Here is an 18,074-nt window from a genome sequence, read left to right as displayed (position 1 = left end):
AAGATCAGGAAATGCCTGATACCGTGCGGCTTTCCGGCTTACAACAATACCCGCAGGAAAGCCTGTTGCCGCGTCCTGGTGCCGTCATCCATGCAGCAGCGCAAGTTATCCCGGCACCAGCGTCGAGCTGCAAGTTGCGGGGTTGTCCTACATCGTCCGGCCAAAGGCTCATCTACAATCTGGCGTAACCAGAAATCAAGGTGTGCCATGTCCATGCTCCCCTCCCATGCCGCTCCACAGCCCCCCATCGCCCGATCGCCGGTACCGTCGGTCGCCGTGCCGGCGGCGTTTCTGGCGGTCGACGCGCAGTGGCGGGTGGTCTTCATGGACGAAGCCGCCATGACATTGCTGGCGGTGTCGGCAGGGACGGTGACGGGGCAGTTGATCTGGCAGGTCTGCCCGGCGCTGGTGGGCAGCGCACTGGAAGCACCATTGCGCGCCAGCCTGGCCGATGGCCAGAGCCGGCAATTCCTGTTCACCCCACCGGGCCAGGCGCAATCCTACGAAGTGATCTGCAGTGCCGGCACGCAGGGCCTGTCGGTGAGCCTGCGCGCCGGTGCCCGCCAGCAACAGCAGCAACAGCAGCAACAATCCGAGCGCCGCCTGCATGAGAGCGAGACCCGCTTCCAGCTGATGACCAGCGCCATCCCGCAGATCGTATGGATCACCAATGCCCTGGGCGATCTGGAATTCGTCAATGACCAGTGGCACGCCCATGTCGGCGACACGGCGGCCGAGGACAGCCTGGGCAGCTTCGATGCGCTGGTGGCACGCCACGTCCATCCCGATGATCGCGTACTGACCGCGCAGGCCTGGCAGCACGCCCGTCATACCTGCTGCGAACTGTCGGTGGAACACCGCATCGGCAATGCGCAGGGCCAGTATCGCTGGTTCCTCACACGCGGCAAGCCGCAGCTGGCCGCTGACGGTACGACCATCCTGCACTGGTATGGCACCTCCACCGATATCCACGCGCAGAAGGAAGCGGTGGCCGAACTGGCGCGCCTGACCGATGATTCCGAACGACGTCGGCGCTTCTACGAAAGCTTCCTGTCCACCACGCCCGACCTGGCCTATGCCTGGGACCTGAATCACCGCTTCACCTACGCCAACCGGGTGCTGTTGCAGATGTGGGGCAAGAGCTGGGACGAGGCCATCGGCAAGACCTGCCTGGAGCTGGGCTACGAGCCATGGCATGCCGAGATGCACAGCCGCGAGATCGAGCAGGTGCGCGCCACCAAGCGCCCGGTGCGCGGCGATGTGCCCTTCAACGGCACCTTCGGACGCCGCATCTACGACTACATCATCTTCCCCGTGCTGGGTCCGGATGGCGAAGTCGAGGCCGTGGCCGGCACCACCCGCGACGTCACCGACCGCAAGAACAGCGAAGCCCGCCAGCATGCGCTGTTCCGCCTGGCCGAAGCGATCCGCGCTGCCGAATCACCGGCGGTCATCGCTACGGCTGCCGCCCACATCATCGGAGAGACGCTCAGCGCCCGCTGGGTCAGCTACCGTTCGTTGGGGCCGCAACAGCAAGCCCAGGTCGAAGGCGACTGGTGCTTCCAGGGAAGTGCCGACAATTGCGAGGCACTGGCCCTGCATGACCAGCAGCGCATCAGCCGCGCCCTGCGCAGCGGCAGCGTGGTGCTGGTGGGTGACGTCGCCCGCGACGCGCGCACCGCCGCCATCGCGCAGCAGCACCTGGCGCTGGGGGTGGCAGCCTTCATGGATGTTCCCATCATCGAACAGGGCGAGCTGGTGGGCATCGTCTACGTCAGCAGTCATGCGCCGCGCACCTGGACCGACAACGAACTGGCCATCGTGCGGGAAGTCAGCCAGCAGACCCGCGCCGCCTTCGAACGCATCCACAACCAGCAGGCCCTGGCGGCCAGCGAGGCACGCCTGCGCGAAATCAATGAATCGCTGGAAGCCCAGGTCAGCGCTCGTACCCAGGAACTGATGGCGACCGAGGAGGCGCTGCGCCACTCGCAGAAGATCGAGGCCATCGGGCAGCTTACTGGCGGCCTGGCCCACGATTTCAACAACCTGCTGGGTGGCATCACCGGCAGCCTGGACCTGATGCGCGTGCGCCTGGTGCAGGGGCGTGGTGATGAATTGTTCCGCTACATCGACCTGGCGGCGCGCAGCGCACAACGCGCCGCTTCGCTGACGCAACGCTTGCTGGCGTTCGCGCGTCGGCAGACGCTGGCGCCACGGCCCACCAACGTCAATACCCTGGTGGCGGGGATGGAAGACCTGATCCGCCGCACCATCGGCCCGGCCATCACGCTGGAAGTGGTCGGCGCAGTCGGTCTATGGCCGACCTTCGTCGATGGCCCACAACTGGAAAGCGCGCTGCTGAACCTGTGCATCAATGCACGCGACGCCATGCCCGGCGGTGGACGCCTGACCATCGAGACTGCCAACAAGTGGCTGGAGGACAAATGGGCGCAGGAACGTGACCTGCCGCCGGGCCAGTATGTCTGCATCTCGGTGACCGACACCGGAACCGGCATGCCGCCGGATGTGCTGGCGCGGGCTTTCGATCCCTTCTTCACCACCAAACCCATCGGCGAGGGTACCGGCCTGGGGCTGTCGATGGTGTATGGCTTTGCGCGCCAGTCGGGCGGGCAGGTGCGTCTGTACTCGGAAGTGGGCCAGGGCAGCACGGTCTCACTCTACCTGCCGCGCCATGATCTGGAAGCCGAGGGCGAAGAGCCTGAGACCAGCGAGGCGCACCAGGCCGCAGGCAGTGGCGAGGTGGTGCTGGTGGTGGATGACGAGGCCTCGATCCGCATGCTCACGGCCGAAGTCCTCAATGACGCCGGCTATGCCACGCTGCAGGCCGAGGATGGTCCGGCGGCACTGCGTATCCTGCAGTCATCGGCCCGCATCGACCTGCTGATCACCGACGTCGGCTTGCCGGGCGGTCTCAACGGTCGCCAGGTGGCCGATGCGGCGCGGGAAGCACGCCCTGGCCTGCAGGTGCTGTTCATCACCGGTTATGCGGAAAATGCGGCCTTCGGCAACGGCCATCTGCAGCCGGGCATGCAGTTGCTGACCAAGCCGTTCAAGCTGGAAACGCTGGCACGACGGGTCGAGGCCATCCTGGAAAACCGCAGCACCAGCTCCTGAAAGCTGCCGGCTTCAACGGCCGGGCACCGCCCCTGCTCCGGTGTCGATCGCACCCAGGCGCCACGACACCCGGCGCGCCGAGGCCGCCAGCAGTTGCCCCACTTCGCCTGCAAAGTCCGTATCGTAGCTGCCGCTGCTGCCCATCACCGCCATCACCAGCGCCAGTTGGCCGGCATGGTTGAAGACCGGTGCGGCCAGTGTATTGATGCCCGGCACCGGGCGCCCCAGTGCCTGGTCCATGCCGTCCGCCCGGATCTGGCGCAGGCGCGCTGCGTAGTCATGACGCAGTGCGCCGTCGCCATGGAGGACGGTGTCGGCCTGCACGCCTTCCATGCGGATCGCATCCATCGCCAGCGCTCCGGCCAGCGTGTCGGCCGGCTGATGGGCTGCGCAGACGCGACCGATGGCGGTATGCACCATCGACAGCACGGTACCGATACGCAGGCTGACGTGCTGCGGGCGCGAGGATTCTTCCAGCCGCACCACGGTCGGCCCCAGCGGGCCGAATACCGCCAGCGCCACCGACAGGCCGGTCGCCTCGGCCAGCGGCGCCACTTCGGCCTCGGCCTCGCGCAGCGGTGAGAGGCGCTGCAGGGCCGCCAGTCCCAGTTCCAGACTCAATGGCCCGGGGGAGAAATTGCCCTGGGCATCACGCGCCAGCAGGCCGATCTTCTGCAGGCTCACCAGATGCGGGAAGGCCTTGGCCGCGGGCATGCCGGCCAGTCGCGCCAGGTCGCCCAGTGGCAGCGGACGGGCCGCTTCCAGCAGGGCTTCCAGCAGGGCGCCGGTGCTGTCCAGCGACTGGATGCCGCGCTGCGCCTGCGCTTTGGCGCCGTCATCGGCTTCATCAGCTTCATCGGGCATGTCGTGCAGGCGCGTCATGCGGTGGACTCCCCGCCGACACCGGCCAGCGTGTGACCGATGGCCTCGATGCAGATGCGCAACTGACGCGCCACGGCACCGCGCCAGCCGGCATCGATGACGCCGCTTGTGCCGATCACGGTCACCAGCAGCTGCAATTGGCCGGCCGCATCCAGCAAGGGCATGCACAGGCTGGTCACGCCCGGACTGGGGACATCGACGGCGCGTTCCATACCGCGCTTGCGGATGGCATCCAGCGTTTCAAGGAATTGCTTCAATTGCGACCTGGGCGCGCCGGGATGCTGGGCCTCCCATTGCGCCTGCCATGCGGTCACCGGCCGGAAGGCGCAGCAGGTGCGGCCGGTGGCGGTATCGGCCAGCGCCATCACGGTCCCCACATGCAGGTTCACGTGCAGCGGCTTACCGGCATGGGCGTAATGGACGATGGTCGGGCCTTCCGGCGTAGGCAGGGTGAGCGCCACGCTCAGGCCGGTGTCTTCGCTCAGTTGCTGCACCTGCGGCAAGGCCAGCTGGTAGGCCGGCTCCTGCGCCAGGCGCGCCATGCCCAGACGCAGCGCCAGCGGGCCGGCCTCGTAACGACCATCTGCCGGGGTGCGCTTGATCAAGCCGAGCCGCAACAGGCTGACCAGATAGGTGTGGGCTTGTGCCGACGACAGCGCAGCCGCGCTCGCCAGTTCAACCAGCGGCATGGGCTGGCGGGTCTGGGCCAGGGCCTGCAACAGCCGACCGGCCACTTCCACGCTCTGGATGCCGCGCTGGGGCTTGATGGGGCTTGCACTCATCGGGGATTCCGTTGGGTCATGGAGAAAATCGAACACTGAAAAAGCATATGGGCACAGTGGCAGGCAGGCCCAAGTGGCACGAGACATCAGCGCCCACGCCACCCTGCGCCAGGTCGGAATTCTAATCCATGTCGCCATGGCAAGAACGCGGGATGTCGACGAGCAAACAAAACTGTCGTTAGTGCATAACAAGCAGATTTGACATTGACTAATCATATTCTGCTGACTAAGATGCCATCACCCTGCTCACTCCAGGCAACAACAAGAACGTTTGACCCCCATTGACCCATGACGGCGTGGACGGAGACATCCCCTGATGGCGCAAGCCATGTCCATGCACGTCCCACCTATTTGAACGAGGCAGACATGGCCAAGGCATTTGCATCCCAGGCGGATCTTGACGCCAAGAAAATCACCTTTGAACGCATCTCGGAAAGCGCCTACGCGTACACCGCCGAGGGCGATCCCAACTCCGGCGTCATCATCGGCGACGACAGCGTCATGGTCATCGACACCACCGCCACGCCGGCCATGGCGCAGGACCTGATCGCCCGCATCCGCAGCATCACCGACCTGCCCATCAAGTACGTGGTGCTGTCGCACTACCACGCGGTGCGGGTGCTGGGCGCGTCGGCCTATCTGAAGGAAGGTTGCGAGCAGGTCATCGCCAGCCGCGGCACCTTCGAAATGATCTCCGAACGCGGCGAGGCCGACATGAAGTCCGAGATCGAACGCTTCCCGCGCCTGTTCGCCGGGGTAGAGACGGTACCCGGCCTGACCTGGCCGACCATGGTGTTCGAACGCGAGATGACCCTCTTCATGGGCAAGCTGGAAGTGAAGATCGCCCACCTGGGCGCGGGCCATACCAAGGGCGATACGGTGGTCTGGATTCCCGGGCAGAAGGTGTTGTTCTCGGGCGACCTGGTGGAGTACGACGCCGCCTGCTATTGCGGCGACGCCCAGCTGGAACAATGGCCGGCCACCCTCGATGCCCTCTCGGCGCTACAGGCCGAGGCACTGGTACCAGGACGCGGCCCCGCACTGCGCGGGCGTGAACAGGTCGAGCAGGGCATCGCCTATACCCGCGACTTCGTCTCCACCCTGCTGCGCGCCGGGCGCGAGGCAGTGGCCGCGAAGATGGGCCTGAAGGAAGCCATGGCCCATGCCCGCACGCTGATGGACCCCAAGTTCGCCCAGGTCTTCATCTACGAGCACTGCCTGCCCTTCGATGTCACGCGGGCCTATGACGAAGCCTCCGGCATCCATCACCCGCGCATCTGGACCGCCGCGCGCGACAAGGAGATGTGGACGGCGCTGCAGGCCTGAGCAAAGGGAGAGAGGAGACCGACATGAACAATATCCCTAGCCTCGACACTGTGGCCATCGACTACCAGCAACAACGCTTCCCCTATCAACCCTGCGCCGAACAGACCCGGCCCGGCCATGCTCCTATCCATCCGGTGGTGGTCGTGGGAGCCGGCCCGGTCGGCCTGGTCACCGCAATCGATCTGGCTCGCCAGGGCATCAAGGTGGTGCTGGTGGACGACGACAATACGCTCTCCACCGGTTCAAGGGCGATCTGCTTCGCCCAGCGCACGCTGGACATCTTCGACCGCCTCGGCTGCGGCCAGCGCATGGTAGACAAGGGCGTGGGCTGGAATCGCGGCAAGGTCTTCCTGCGCGACCAACCGGTCTATGAGTTCGACCTGCTGCCCGAACGCGGCCACGCCCGCCCGGCCTTCATCAACCTGCAGCAGTATTACGTCGAGGGCTATCTGCTGGAACAGGCACAGGCCCTGCCCGACATCGACATCCGCTGGAGCAGCAAGGTCAGCGCCATCGAACACCATGCCGACCACGAAACGCTGACCGTGGACAGCCCCGAGGGCAGCTACCGCCTCAAGGCGCGCTACGTGGTGGCCGCCGATGGCGCACGCAGCCCATTGCGCAGGATGATGGGCCTGGAGAGCGTGGGCCACACCTTCCGCGACCGCTTCCTGATCGCCGACGTCCGGATGGACGCGCCCTTCCCGGCCGAACGCTGGTTCTGGTTCGACCCGCCCTTCCATCCCAACCAGTCGGTATTGCTGCACCGCCAGCCGGATGAGGTCTGGCGTATCGACTTCCAGCTCGGCTGGGATGCCGATCCGGTGCTGGAGAAGACGCCGGAAAAAGTGATCCCCCGGGTGCGTGCCCTGCTGGGGCCGGAGGTGCAGTTCTCGCTGGAATGGGTGAGCGTCTACACCTTTGCCTGCGTGCGCATGGCGCGCTTTCGCCATGGCCGCGTGCTGTTCGTGGGCGACGCCGCGCATTGCGTCTCGCCCTTCGGCGCGCGCGGTGCCAACAGCGGCATCCAGGATGCCGAGAACCTGGCCTGGAAGCTGGCCTGCGTGCTGCAGGGCCAGGCGCCGGAAAGCCTGCTGGACAGCTATGCCGACGAACGTGAATTCGCGGCCGATGAGAACCTGCTCAATTCCACCCGCTCCACCGATTTCATCACGCCCAAGAGCGGTGTGAGCCGGCGCTTCCGAGACGCCGTGCTGGACCTGGCGCGGGAACACGACTTTGCGCGCAGGCTGGTCAACAGCGGCCGGCTGTCGCTGCCGGCCACGCTGCACGCCTCGCCGCTCAACACCAGTGACCACGCATCCTTCAGCGCCGGCATGCAGCCCGGGGCAGCCTGCTGTGATGCGCCGCTGGGTGGCACCAATGCTACCGACAGCAACGACGGCCGCGACTGGCTGTTGCGGCATCTGGGCGACAGCTTCGTGTTGATGATCTTCGCCCCTGCTGCCAGCCTGGCGCCTTCACAGTTGCAGGAACTGGCCGGCATGACGCAGGCCCGACTGCCGCTGCGCTTGTTGTTCGTCAGCGCAACACCGGCCACGCTATCGGATTGCCAGATCCTTGAAGGCATGGGCGCGCCGGCCACCCAGGTCCACGACATCGAAGGTCTGGCCGCCCGGCGCTACGACATGCCCGCGCATGCCAGCGCGCCCGGCTGCTACCTGATCCGCCCCGACCAGCATGTCTGCGCGCGCTGGCGTGACATCGATGTGCTCGTCATCCTGCAGGCCCTGTGGCGGGCGACCGGCCATGCCGGCAGCGGCGATGCCATCGCCGTCAAGGATGCCGCCTGAGAGTCCATAACCCCCGATCCCCCCGAGACCTTTGATCCCAACCCCGAGCCTACATCGACCAAGGAGACCACCATGATCCTGAATACCTCGCCCAACCTGGCGCGACCGGACGATTTCTATGAAGCCCTGATCGCCATGCACCGTGACCTGGATGACGATGCCAGCCAGGCCGTCAATGCCCGCCTGATCCTGCTGTTGTGCAATCACATCGGCGGCCACGACGTACTGCTGGAAGCCATGCAGCGCGCCCGCGCCAGCGTGACCCCGGCCACCGTCGCGGCAGCCTGAGCAGTCACCCCTTCCACATCCCCAAGAGCGCCGGCACAGGCGCCTGACAACGGAGACAACCATGATCCACCCATCCCAGGGCGCCGGCACGCTGGCCGCCCAGCCCGCTGACGACCTCGGCGGCAGCACCGAAGATGCCGTCTACCGCAAGGTCTGGCTACGCATCATTCCCTTCCTGTTCATCTGCTATGTCGTTTCCTTCCTGGACCGCATCAACATCGGCTTCGCGCAATTGCAGATGAAACAGGACCTGGGCTTCAGCGACGCCATGTATGGCCTGGGCGCGGCCGTGTTCTACGTCGGCTACGTGCTGTGCGAAGTCCCCAGCAACATGGCGCTGGCGCGCTTCGGCGCACGGCGCACCTTCAGCCGCATCATGATCCTGTGGGGGCTGGCCTCGGTGGGCATGATGGCGGTCACCGATGCCAGCCACTTCTATGCGCTGCGCTTCCTGCTGGGCGTGTTCGAGGCCGGCTTCTTCCCGGGCATCGTGCTGTATCTGAGCTACTGGTTCCCGGCGCGGCGACGTGCGGCGGTGATGGCGATCTTCTTTGCCGGAGTGGCGGTGGCCGGGGTACTGGGCGGGCTGGTCTCGGGCTGGATCATGCGCGACATGGCTGGCGTCATGGGCCTGTATGGCTGGCAGTGGATGTTTGCCATCGAGGGGGCACCGGCGGTGGTGCTGGGGCTGCTAGCCATCTTCTGGCTGGCCGACGGCCCGGCGCAGGCGGCCTGGCTCAGTGTGGAAGAACGCCGCTTCCTGCTGGCCCGGCACAGCCAGGAAGTGCATCGCGGCCAGCACGTCAGTGCCCATTCGCTGCTGGCATTGCGGCAGGCGCTGGCGCACCCGCCGACCTACCTGTTCGCCTTCATCTACTTCGCCCTGACCTGCGGCTCGCTGACGCTGAACTTCTGGATGCCACTGATGATCCGCGACTTCGGCATCAAGGACGTGGTGCAGGTCTCGCTCTACAGCGTGATTCCCAATGCCATCGGCGCGGTCGGCCTGCTGTTGATCGCGCGCCACTCGGACCGGCGCAACGAGCGGCACGGCCACTTCCTGATCTGCACCACCGGCGGCGCGCTGGCACTGGTGGCGCTGACACTGCATCCGTCCAGCCTGGCGGTCTCGCTGGCGCTGCTGTCGCTGGCGGCGGTCCTGATCTTCGCGGCCCTGCCGATCTTCTGGTCGTTGCCCCCGGGCCTGTTGCCGGCCCAGGCCATCGCCCCGGGCATTGCCTTCATCTCCAGCGTGGGCATCACCAGCGGCATCGTCAGCCCCTGGCTGATCGGCCTGGTCAAGACCCGCACCGGCAACATGGATATCGCCCTCTATATCCTGGCGGGCTTGCTGTTGCTCAGCGGATTGACGATGTGGAGCCTGATTCCGAGAAAGCCGGCAGCCGCAGAGCCGGCTTGAGGTGCGGGCCGATATCGCCTGACGGAAGTCATCGGAAGATGTGGCAGGAACCGGCGCCGGGGCTGATTGCTCCGGCGCCGGTTGTCGTTTGTGCATGTGAGCATTTGCACGATCGTTGGCAAGCTGGTCAAGAAACTGTCAGACTCCTTTGCTAAAGTGGCGCCGCCCGTCCTGGGGGCGTTTGATCGAATCTGATCGCGCACGACCGGCATCCGCGAACCCGACCACTCCTTGCAGCGCTATTGCACCTCATCGCCATGAAAATGAAGACCACCTCGCCGCAATTGACGGCCTATGAAGAAGTCAAGCCTGGCTTCGGCTGGATCGATGCGCTGGTGCTGGCGGTGCTGTTCGGGCTGTTGTGGAGTGCCTTGCACTTCGGCAAGGGGATGCTGGTGCATTTCGACCCGTCCGACCAGCTGGAAGTCGACAGCTCGCCGGCCATGATCCCCTATTACGCCGGCCGCACCCTGTTGCGCATGTGGATCGCCTTCGCCTTTTCCCTGTTCTTCGCCATCGGCACCGGTTACCTGGCCGCCAAGAGCCGCCGGGCGCGGGCCCTGATCCTGCCGGCGCTGGACATCCTGCAGTCGGTGCCGGTGCTGGGCTTTCTCTCGGCCACGGTGGCCGGCTTCATGGCGCTGTTCCCCGGCAGCCTGATGGGGGTGGAATGCGCGGCCATCTTCGCCATCTTCACCGGCCAGGTGTGGAACATGGCCTTCGGCTTCTACCATTCCATGGTCACCATCCCAACCGACATGCAGGAAGCCGCCACCACCTACCGCCTCACCGCCTGGCAGCGCTTTCGCACCGTGGAGTTGCCGGCCTCGGCCCACAGCCTGATCTGGAACTCGATGATGTCCTTCGGGGGCGGCTGGTTCTTCGTGGCGCAGAGCGAGGCCATCAGCGTCATGAACAAGGACCTGAAGCTGCCCGGCCTGGGCTCCTACATGGCGCAGGCCATCGACCAGGGCGACCACACGGCGGCGCTATGGGCGGTGATCGCCATGCTGGCGTTGATCCTCATCAGCGACCAGCTGGTATGGCGGCCGCTGCTGGCCTGGGCCGACAAGTTCAAGATCGAACTGACCGAATCGGGATCGGCACCGACGTCCTGGGTCTTCGACCTGCTGCGCGGCTCCTATGTCTTTACCTGGCTCGACGAAAAGCTGTGGCAGCCGCTGGCCGACTGGCTGGCGCGCCATCGGCCGGCCTCACCCGGTGTTCCCACCCCGGCCCGCATCGCGCGCCGGCGCTGGACCCATCGCATCCTGAGCGGCCTGATCTGCGCGCTGCTGATCTTCGAGGCCCTGCGCGGGCTGGTGGCCGCCATCGACGCCCTGCACGGGGCGATGAGCTGGAGCCTGTTCGGGCATATCGTGTGGCTGGGTTTCCTGACCATGCTGCGGGTGCTGGCCATGACCGTGATCGCCACCCTGATCTGGACCCCGGTGGGAGTCTGGATCGGCTCCAAGCCGCACATCGCCCGCTTCGCCCAGCCGCTGGCGCAGATCGGTGCCTCCTTCCCGGTCAACATGACCTTCCCGCTGGTGGTGGGCTGGTTCGTGGCAGGCAACGTCAGCATGAACTGGGGCAGCATCCTCCTGATCGCCATGGGCACGCAGTGGTACATCCTCTTCAACGTCATCGCCGGCGCCATGGCCATCCCCAACGACCTGAAGGAGGCCGCCCGCATGTACGGCCTGTCGCGCTGGAACCTGTGGAAGACTCTGATCCTTCCGGCCATCTTCCCGTTCTGGGTGACCGGGGCCTGCACCGCCGCCGGGGGTGCCTGGAACGCCTCCATCGTGGCCGAACTGGCCAGCTGGGGCGATGTCTCGCTCAAGGCCGACGGCCTGGGTGCCTATATCTCGGCGGTCACCAAGTCCGGTGATACGCCACTCATCATCGCCAGCATCGGTGTGATGTCGATGTTCGTGGTACTGATGAACAAGTTTGTCTGGCGTCGCCTGTATGCCTTCGCCGAACGCCGTTTCCGCCTCGATTGATCCTGAGCCCAGCCATGACCATGACTTCTCCGCAACAACGTCCCGCCGTCGCCGAACTGTGCGCGGTCAGCAAATCCTATAACACCGCCGGCGGCCATGAACTGAAGGTGCTGGACAACATCGACCTGGCCGTGCACGAGGGTGAACTGCTGGCCCTGCTGGGCCAGTCCGGCTCGGGCAAGTCGACCATCCTGCGCTGCCTGACCGGGCTGGTGGAACCGAGCTCGGGCCACACCATGGCGGCCGGCAAGCAGCTCTATGGCGTCAACCGCGATGCCTCGGTGGTGTTCCAGACCTTTGCGCTCTATCCCTGGCTGACGGTGGAACAGAACGTGGCGGTAGGCCTGATGTCGCACAACCCGACCCGCGAGGAGCGCGACGCGGCGGTGGACCGCGCCATCGAACTGATCGGCCTGGGCAATTACCACAGCGCCTATCCGCGCGAACTCTCGGGCGGCATGCGCCAGCGTGTGGGCATCGCCCGCGCCCTGGTGTCCAAGCCCAAGCTGCTGTGCCTGGATGAAGCTTTCAGCGCCCTGGACGTGCTGACCGCGGAAAACCTGCGGCAGGAACTGATCAGCCTGTGGCGCGCACCGGACAGCGGCCTGACCTCGATCTTCATGGTCACCCACAACATCGAGGAAGCGGTGGAGATGGCCACCCGCATCGTGGTGGTGTTCCCGCGCCCGGGCCGCCTGGGCCTGGTGCTGGAAAACCCGCTGCCCTACCCGCGCGACAGCAAGAGCCCGGAATTCCAGCGCCTGGTCAACATCATCCACGAAGCGATCACCACGCTGACCCTGCCCGACCTGCCGCCGGAAGTGCACATGCCGGGCGAGCCGATCTCGCGTGGCCGCAAGCGCATGGAGTCGATCCCGCTGATCCCGGTGGGCCAGATCCTGGGGCTGATGAGCCTGCTGCACGACGAGCCGGAACTGAACAACATCTACGACATCTCCGACGAGATCGGCAAGGAATTCGGCGAGACCATCGCCACCGTCAAGGCCGCCGAAATCCTGGAACTGGTCGATACCCCCAAGCAGGAAGTCTTCCTCACTGACCTCGGGCGCCGCTTCGTGGCAGCCGACCGGCTGGGGCAGCGCGCCATCTTCGCCGAACAGGTCTACAAGCTGCGCATCTTCCACATCATCCTGGCGGTGCTGGGCGAGGCCGAGGAAATCGAGGCCGAGCGCGTGTTGAAGGACATCGGCAGCGCCCTGCCCTACGACAATCCGGAAAAGACCTTCGAGACCATGATCGCCTGGGGCCGCTATGCCGGTCTGATGGATTACAACGCCAAGACCGGCATGGTGTTCGTGCCCAAGGACGAGGACGATGAAGGCGGCCCTTCGGCCTGAGTGTAAAACTAAAACCGGGCCCGACGCTGACATCGTGCCCATGAAAAACGGCTGATCCGCGATCAGCCGTCAAATCGATGCCAGATCGGCGCGCCTGCCTGCGCCGCTGGCCGCACTCAGCGCAGTGCCGACATCGGTGCGGGCGTGCCCATGGCGGGCTGGTCCTGCATCGTGGTCAGCGATTTGTCCTGGCGGATCTTGAAGATCGAGACCACCTTCAGCAAGCCGCTGGCCTGCTGCGCCAGCGACTGCGCGGCCGCGCTGGCCTCCTCCACCAGCGCCGCATTCTGCTGCGTGACCTGATCCATCTGCACCACGGCGGTGTTGATCTGCTCGATACCGCTGCCCTGTTCCTGGGTGGCGGTGGCGATGCTGTTCATGATTTCACCGAAACGCTGTACCGACTCCACGATCTCGCCCATCTGCTGCCCGGCGCTGGCCACCAGCTGTGAACCGGCACCCACGTGGGCCACCGATTCGCCGATCAGATCCTTGATCTCCTTGGCCGCGACCGCGCTGCGCTGGGCCAGCGAACGCACCTCCGACGCCACCACGGCAAAGCCACGCCCCTGCTCGCCGGCACGGGCCGCTTCCACAGCCGCGTTCAGGGCCAGGATGTTGGTCTGGAAGGCGATCCCTTCGATGACGCTGATGATGTCGGCCATCTTGCCCGAGCTGGCGGAGATCCGGTCCATGGTCTGTACCACGCGATCAAAGGCTTCGCTACCGGCGCTGGCGGTCTGCGATGCACCGCTGGCCAGGCGCAGCGCCTCGCCCGCGTGCTGCGTATTCTGGCGCACGGTGGTGGTCAGCTCCTCCATGCTGGCGGCGGTCTCTTCCAGCGAGGCGGCCTGTTCCTCGGTGCGTTGGGAGAGATCGAAGTTGCCCTGCGCGATCTGCCCGCTGGCCACCGAGATGGTTTCGGCGGCCGACTTGATGCCGTGGGCGATCACGTTCAACTGGTGACGCATCTGCTCGATGGACGCCATCAGGCTGGAACCGTCGCCTTCGCGCAGTCGCACCGTGGCGGTCAGGTCGCCACTGGCGATGTCGCGCGCGATGGCCTGGGCTTCGGAAGGTTCGGCGCCCAGCTGGCGCAGGATGCTGCGGGCGATCATGGTCGACGCCACCACACCTACCAGCAGGGCCAGCGCCACGGCGCTGAGCATGATCCCGCGCAGCCATTCATAGGTGGCACGTGCGCTGGTGGCAGCCTCGTCATTGAGCTGTTCTTCGAACTCGGACAGGTCGGTGAGCGACTTGATCCAGGCCTGCTGCCTGGGTCGCACTTCGCCGATAAGCACCTTGATGGCTTCGGCCGGCTTGTTATCCAGGCCCAGCTGCAAGGCCTTGGCCATGAGCGGCACGGCTGCGGCTTCATCGGCCTTGATCTGCGCCAGCAAATTGCGCTCCCGATCGGTGGTGGCGGCTTCGGTGGCAAACATCTTTTCCAGCGTCGTACGAGCATCGCCATAGAGCTTTTCCTGGCGTGCCAGCGTCTGCGCTTCGACTCGCATGCCTTCCTGGTCGTCCAGCAAGGCGATGTTGCGGATGGCGAGGGCACGCTGGCTCAGCGCATTGCGCATGGCACTGACCAGCCTGGTCTCGGCGTTGTTGACGGCGGTGATGTCGGTGAGGGCATCGTTGATGCGCGACATGCCCACCATGCCCAACACGGAAATGCCCAGCAGAAACACGAGAATCAGGCCGAAGCCCAATGCCAGCCTGGTCACGACTTTCAACTTGCCCATGGTATTGCCCCCTTTGCGGTATCCCCCGGCCGGTCTCGGATGGGTCGGGGAGAGTTTGACGGAGCTTGTCGCAGGGAGGCTGCGACGCCAGGTCGCATGAACCTGGCGGCAAAGGATGAGCTGTTGTAATTGTGATGGACATCCGCAGGCAACCGGCACAGCGGCAAGCAGGAGCAGTCTAAGCCCCCATCCTGCGGGACAAAGCGAGAATCAGCGAGGATTTATCCAGTCACTAAAAAGTTAGGTTTTTACGTACCTTTCAGTTTTGTCCCTATGCCCGCCCTAGTGCTGAGCTTTTCTGCGCCATGGGTTGCACTGGCGCATCATGCGGGCGATTGCGCCTTGCGGCGCAGGCGGCTGGCACTGACTGCAGTGGCCAACGCGGTGGCCAGCGCGGCCACCCACAGTGCGACACGGATCGCCTCGCCATCCTGCACCGGGCTCATCTGTAGTTCACCATGGGCCACGGCACCGGCGGTATGGACTGCCAGGATCACGCCCAGCAGCGCGGCGCCCAGGCACTGGCCGAAGGTGCGCATGATGGCCAGCACGCCGGAGGCATTGCCACTGCGTTCGCGCGAGACATTGCCGAGCATCTCGCGGTTGTTGGGGCTCTGGAAAAAGCCGAAGCCCATACCGCACACCAAAGCGCGCCAGCCGATGTCCCAGGCCTGCGCGTGATCGGGCAGCAGGGCTAGCAACACCAGGCCGAGGGTAAATACGGCCAGTCCCAGGCTGGACAGCAGGGCTGGAGAATGACGGTCGGCCAGGCGTCCGGCATGCGGCGCCACCAGCACGATGCCCAGCGGCCAGGGCGTGAACAGCGCCGCCGATTCGAAGGCGCTGTAGGCGTAGGCATTCTGGAACAGGAAAGGCAGGGCCACGAAGGCGATCCCCTGGCCCACGAAGGACGCCAGCGAGGTCAGCGCAGCCAGGGAAAAGCGCGCATTGGAAAAGATGTCCAGCGGCAACAGCGGCTCGCGCACCCGGCGCTGGCCGCGCACGAAGGCCAGTGCAGAGACCAGCGCCACCAGCGCGTAGGCCGCGGCGGTGAGCGCCGCGTGGGCGCCCTGGCCGGGGTCGGCGAAGTGGGCACAGGTGTCGGCGGCCATGATGACCGCGCCCATGGCCAGCGCCGACCACAGTGCGCCGGCCATGTCGAAGGGCGGGCGCAGGCGGCCACGCTGGCGGGTGTCCGGGATGGCGCTCCACGACAGCAGCACCGCTGCCACGCCCAGCGGCAGGTTGATCAGGAAGATCCACTCCCAGCTCAGCGCGGCCAACAGGGTGCCGCCCAGCACCGGGCCGATGGCGGTGCCGGCCGCCACCAGCACTGCGTTGAGCCCGAGGATGCGGCCCAGCAGGCGGTTCGGAAAGACCGTGCGATGGATCGCCGGCGCGATGCTGAGCATGGCCGCGCCCCCCAGCCCTTGCAGCACGCGCATGGCAATGAGCCATTCCACCGTGGGCGACAGGGCACAGCCCAGCGAGGCCAGCGTAAACACCGCCAGCCCGGCCGTGAACTGGTTGCGAAATCCCAGTCGCGACGACATGGCGGCAAAGGCCGCCAGCGTCATGGCGGTGGCCAGCAGGTAGGCATTGGCCACCCAGACGGAGGCGGCGGCCGAGGTCTGCAGTGCCAGACCGATCTGCGGCAGGGCGACATTGATGATGGTGCCGTCGAATACTGCCATGGTGGTGGCGGTCATCACCGCCAGCATGGCGCGACGGCGACGCACGCCCGGCAGGCCTTCGTCGCCGGGCAGGTCGGAAAACAGTTCCATGGGAAAATTTCCTGAAGGATCGAATCAGGTCTTCACTATAGCCACCCACAAGACAAGGCGGAAGACGCACGGCTTGCATTGGATCATTGCATGCGACGCCATGTCATGCCGGGCGTGCTAGGATGCCCGCATGACCGAAACCGACCTCAACCTGCTCATCGCGCTCGATGCCCTCATCGCCGAGGCCAGCGTGGCCGGGGCCGCGCGCCGCCTGGGCCTGAGCGCCTCGGCCATGAGCCGCACGCTGACCCGGCTGCGCCAGGCCACGGGCGACCATCTGCTGGTGCGTGCGGGCCGCCAGATGGTGCTGACGCCCTGCGCCGAGGCGCTGCGCGAGCGGGTACGCAACGTGGTGCATGAAGCCCGCTCGGTGTTGCGCCCTTCCGTCCCCGAGCTGGACCTGGCGCGGCTGGAGCGGGATTTCACCGTGCGCGCCAACGAGGGCTTTATCGAAGCCTGCGGTGCCGCCCTGATCGGCGCCGTTGCAGCCGAGGCGCCGCTGGTGCGCCTGCGCTTCGCGCCCAAGGTGGAACGCAGCCCGCTGCCGCTGCGCGAAGGCAGTGCCGACCTGGAAATCGGCGTGGCCAGCGAGATGGGGCCGGAAGTGCGGCTGCAGACCCTGTTCCGCGACCGTTTCGTGGGTGCGGTGCGCATCGGTCATCCGCTGGCGGCATTGCGCCGCGTGAGTGCCGAGCGCTATTGCAGCTTCGAACACGTGAGTGCATCGCCACGGGGCGACCGCAGCAGCCCGCTGGATGCGGCGCTGGCCGAACGTGGACTGACGCGCAAGGTGGTGGCCATCGTCCCCAGTTTTCCCGCTGCGCTGGCGGTGGTGCGCTCGTCGGATCTGGTGGCCATGGTGCCGTATTCCTTCCTGACCACGGCCGGTGCGCCGCGCAAGGATGGCAGCGCCTCCGGCATCCATTTGTTCGAACTGCCGGTGGCGACCGATCCCATCGTGGTATCGCTGATGTGGCATCCGCGCGTGGAACTGGACCCGGCCCATCGCTGGCTGCGCGAGAAGGTACGCGGCGTCTGCGCCGAGCTGGCGCGCACCGGACCGCGACGTTGATGTCCACGCTTACCTCTTCCCTCTGAAAGACCGCCATGCAACTACAAGGCACTCATCATGTCGCCATCATCTGTTCCGACTACGCGCGCTCGAAGGCCTTCTACGTCGGGCTGCTGGGCCTGCGCGTCATCGCCGAGCATTATCGCGAGGCACGGGACTCCTGGAAGCTGGACCTGGGACTGCCCGATGGCACGCAGATCGAACTGTTTTCCTTTCCCGCGCCGCCGGCCCGGCCGTCGCGTCCGGAGGCCTGCGGTCTGCGCCACCTGTCCTTCGCGGTGGCCAATGTACAGCATTGCAAGGAGCAACTGGAGCAACAGGGGGTGGCGGTGGAGGATATCCGCGTGGATGAATACACCGGCCGCCACTTTACCTTTTTCGCCGACCCCGACGGCCTGCCGCTGGAGCTCTACGAAGTGATCGACCCGGCGCGATCCTGACAACCATCCCAAC

Annotated in this window: 13 protein-coding genes; 9 read left to right on the top strand and 4 right to left on the bottom strand. The window is 65.8% G+C overall.

From position 1 onward, the window contains the following. The first annotated feature begins 207 nt into the window (after positions 1–207). Positions 208–3,135 (top strand): PAS domain-containing protein, encoded by a 2,928-nt coding sequence (locus BTM36_RS14910; RefSeq protein WP_077236918.1) that lies wholly within the window; start codon positions 208–210, stop codon positions 3,133–3,135. A 12-nt stretch (positions 3,136–3,147) separates the two neighbouring features. Here the strand turns inward: BTM36_RS14910 and BTM36_RS14905 are convergent, their stop codons facing one another. Then, positions 3,148–4,017, bottom strand: a complete 870-nt coding sequence (locus tag BTM36_RS14905; RefSeq protein ID WP_077236917.1) for an IclR family transcriptional regulator — start codon at positions 4,015–4,017, stop codon at positions 3,148–3,150. Then, a complete protein-coding gene (locus BTM36_RS14900; RefSeq protein ID WP_077236916.1) occupies positions 4,014–4,799 on the bottom strand; it encodes an IclR family transcriptional regulator in 786 nt (261 codons plus the stop codon). The genes BTM36_RS14905 and BTM36_RS14900 overlap by 4 nt, the downstream gene beginning before the upstream one ends. 366 nt (positions 4,800–5,165) lie before the next feature. Here BTM36_RS14900 and BTM36_RS14895 point away from each other — a divergent pair, with 366 nt between their 5' ends. The 6 genes from BTM36_RS14895 to BTM36_RS14870 all read left to right on the top strand — a co-directional run bounded on the left by BTM36_RS14895 (position 5,166) and on the right by BTM36_RS14870 (position 13,014). Further along, the gene (locus tag BTM36_RS14895; protein ID WP_077236915.1) at positions 5,166–6,125 is read left to right on the top strand and encodes an MBL fold metallo-hydrolase; all 960 of its coding nucleotides are present in this window, start codon (positions 5,166–5,168) and stop codon (positions 6,123–6,125) included. A gap of 23 nt (positions 6,126–6,148) precedes the next feature. Next, positions 6,149–7,939, top strand: coding sequence for an FAD-dependent oxidoreductase (locus BTM36_RS14890; RefSeq protein ID WP_077236914.1), 1,791 nt, complete (start codon positions 6,149–6,151; stop codon positions 7,937–7,939). 72 nt (positions 7,940–8,011) lie between these two features. Next, complete coding sequence (locus BTM36_RS14885; protein WP_006461893.1) at positions 8,012–8,227, top strand: DUF2783 domain-containing protein; 216 nt, start codon at positions 8,012–8,014, stop codon at positions 8,225–8,227. A gap of 61 nt (positions 8,228–8,288) precedes the next feature. Continuing rightward, positions 8,289–9,647: an MFS transporter gene (locus BTM36_RS14880; RefSeq protein WP_139347163.1), complete on the top strand. Its 1,359-nt coding sequence runs from the start codon at positions 8,289–8,291 to the stop codon at positions 9,645–9,647. 257 nt (positions 9,648–9,904) lie between these two features. Next, positions 9,905–11,656, top strand: coding sequence for an ABC transporter permease subunit (locus tag BTM36_RS14875; protein ID WP_254427014.1), 1,752 nt, complete (start codon positions 9,905–9,907; stop codon positions 11,654–11,656). 14 nt (positions 11,657–11,670) lie between these two features. Beyond that, entirely contained in the window at positions 11,671–13,014 is a 1,344-nt protein-coding gene (locus tag BTM36_RS14870; RefSeq protein ID WP_006461896.1) for a nitrate/sulfonate/bicarbonate ABC transporter ATP-binding protein, read from the top strand. Between the two features lie 116 nt (positions 13,015–13,130). Here the strand turns inward: BTM36_RS14870 and BTM36_RS14865 are convergent, their stop codons facing one another. Both BTM36_RS14865 and BTM36_RS14860 read right to left on the bottom strand, forming a co-directional pair. Beyond that, positions 13,131–14,765, bottom strand: coding sequence for a methyl-accepting chemotaxis protein (locus tag BTM36_RS14865; RefSeq protein ID WP_077236912.1), 1,635 nt, complete (start codon positions 14,763–14,765; stop codon positions 13,131–13,133). A gap of 323 nt (positions 14,766–15,088) precedes the next feature. Continuing rightward, positions 15,089–16,549 (bottom strand): MFS transporter, encoded by a 1,461-nt coding sequence (locus tag BTM36_RS14860; RefSeq protein WP_077236911.1) that lies wholly within the window; start codon positions 16,547–16,549, stop codon positions 15,089–15,091. A gap of 130 nt (positions 16,550–16,679) precedes the next feature. Here BTM36_RS14860 and BTM36_RS14855 point away from each other — a divergent pair, with 130 nt between their 5' ends. Together BTM36_RS14855 and BTM36_RS14850 are read left to right on the top strand one after the other, a co-directional pair. Further along, positions 16,680–17,621, top strand: a complete 942-nt coding sequence (locus BTM36_RS14855) for a LysR family transcriptional regulator (RefSeq protein WP_077236910.1) — start codon at positions 16,680–16,682, stop codon at positions 17,619–17,621. Between the two features lie 35 nt (positions 17,622–17,656). Continuing rightward, entirely contained in the window at positions 17,657–18,061 is a 405-nt protein-coding gene (locus tag BTM36_RS14850; RefSeq protein ID WP_077236909.1) for a VOC family protein, read from the top strand. The last annotated feature ends 13 nt before the right edge of the window (positions 18,062–18,074 follow it).

The organism is Herbaspirillum sp. VT-16-41 (assembly GCF_001994935.1).
Lineage (GTDB): Bacteria > Pseudomonadota > Gammaproteobacteria > Burkholderiales > Burkholderiaceae_D > Herbaspirillum > Herbaspirillum frisingense.
This window is presented reverse-complemented; position numbering and strand designations above follow the sequence as displayed.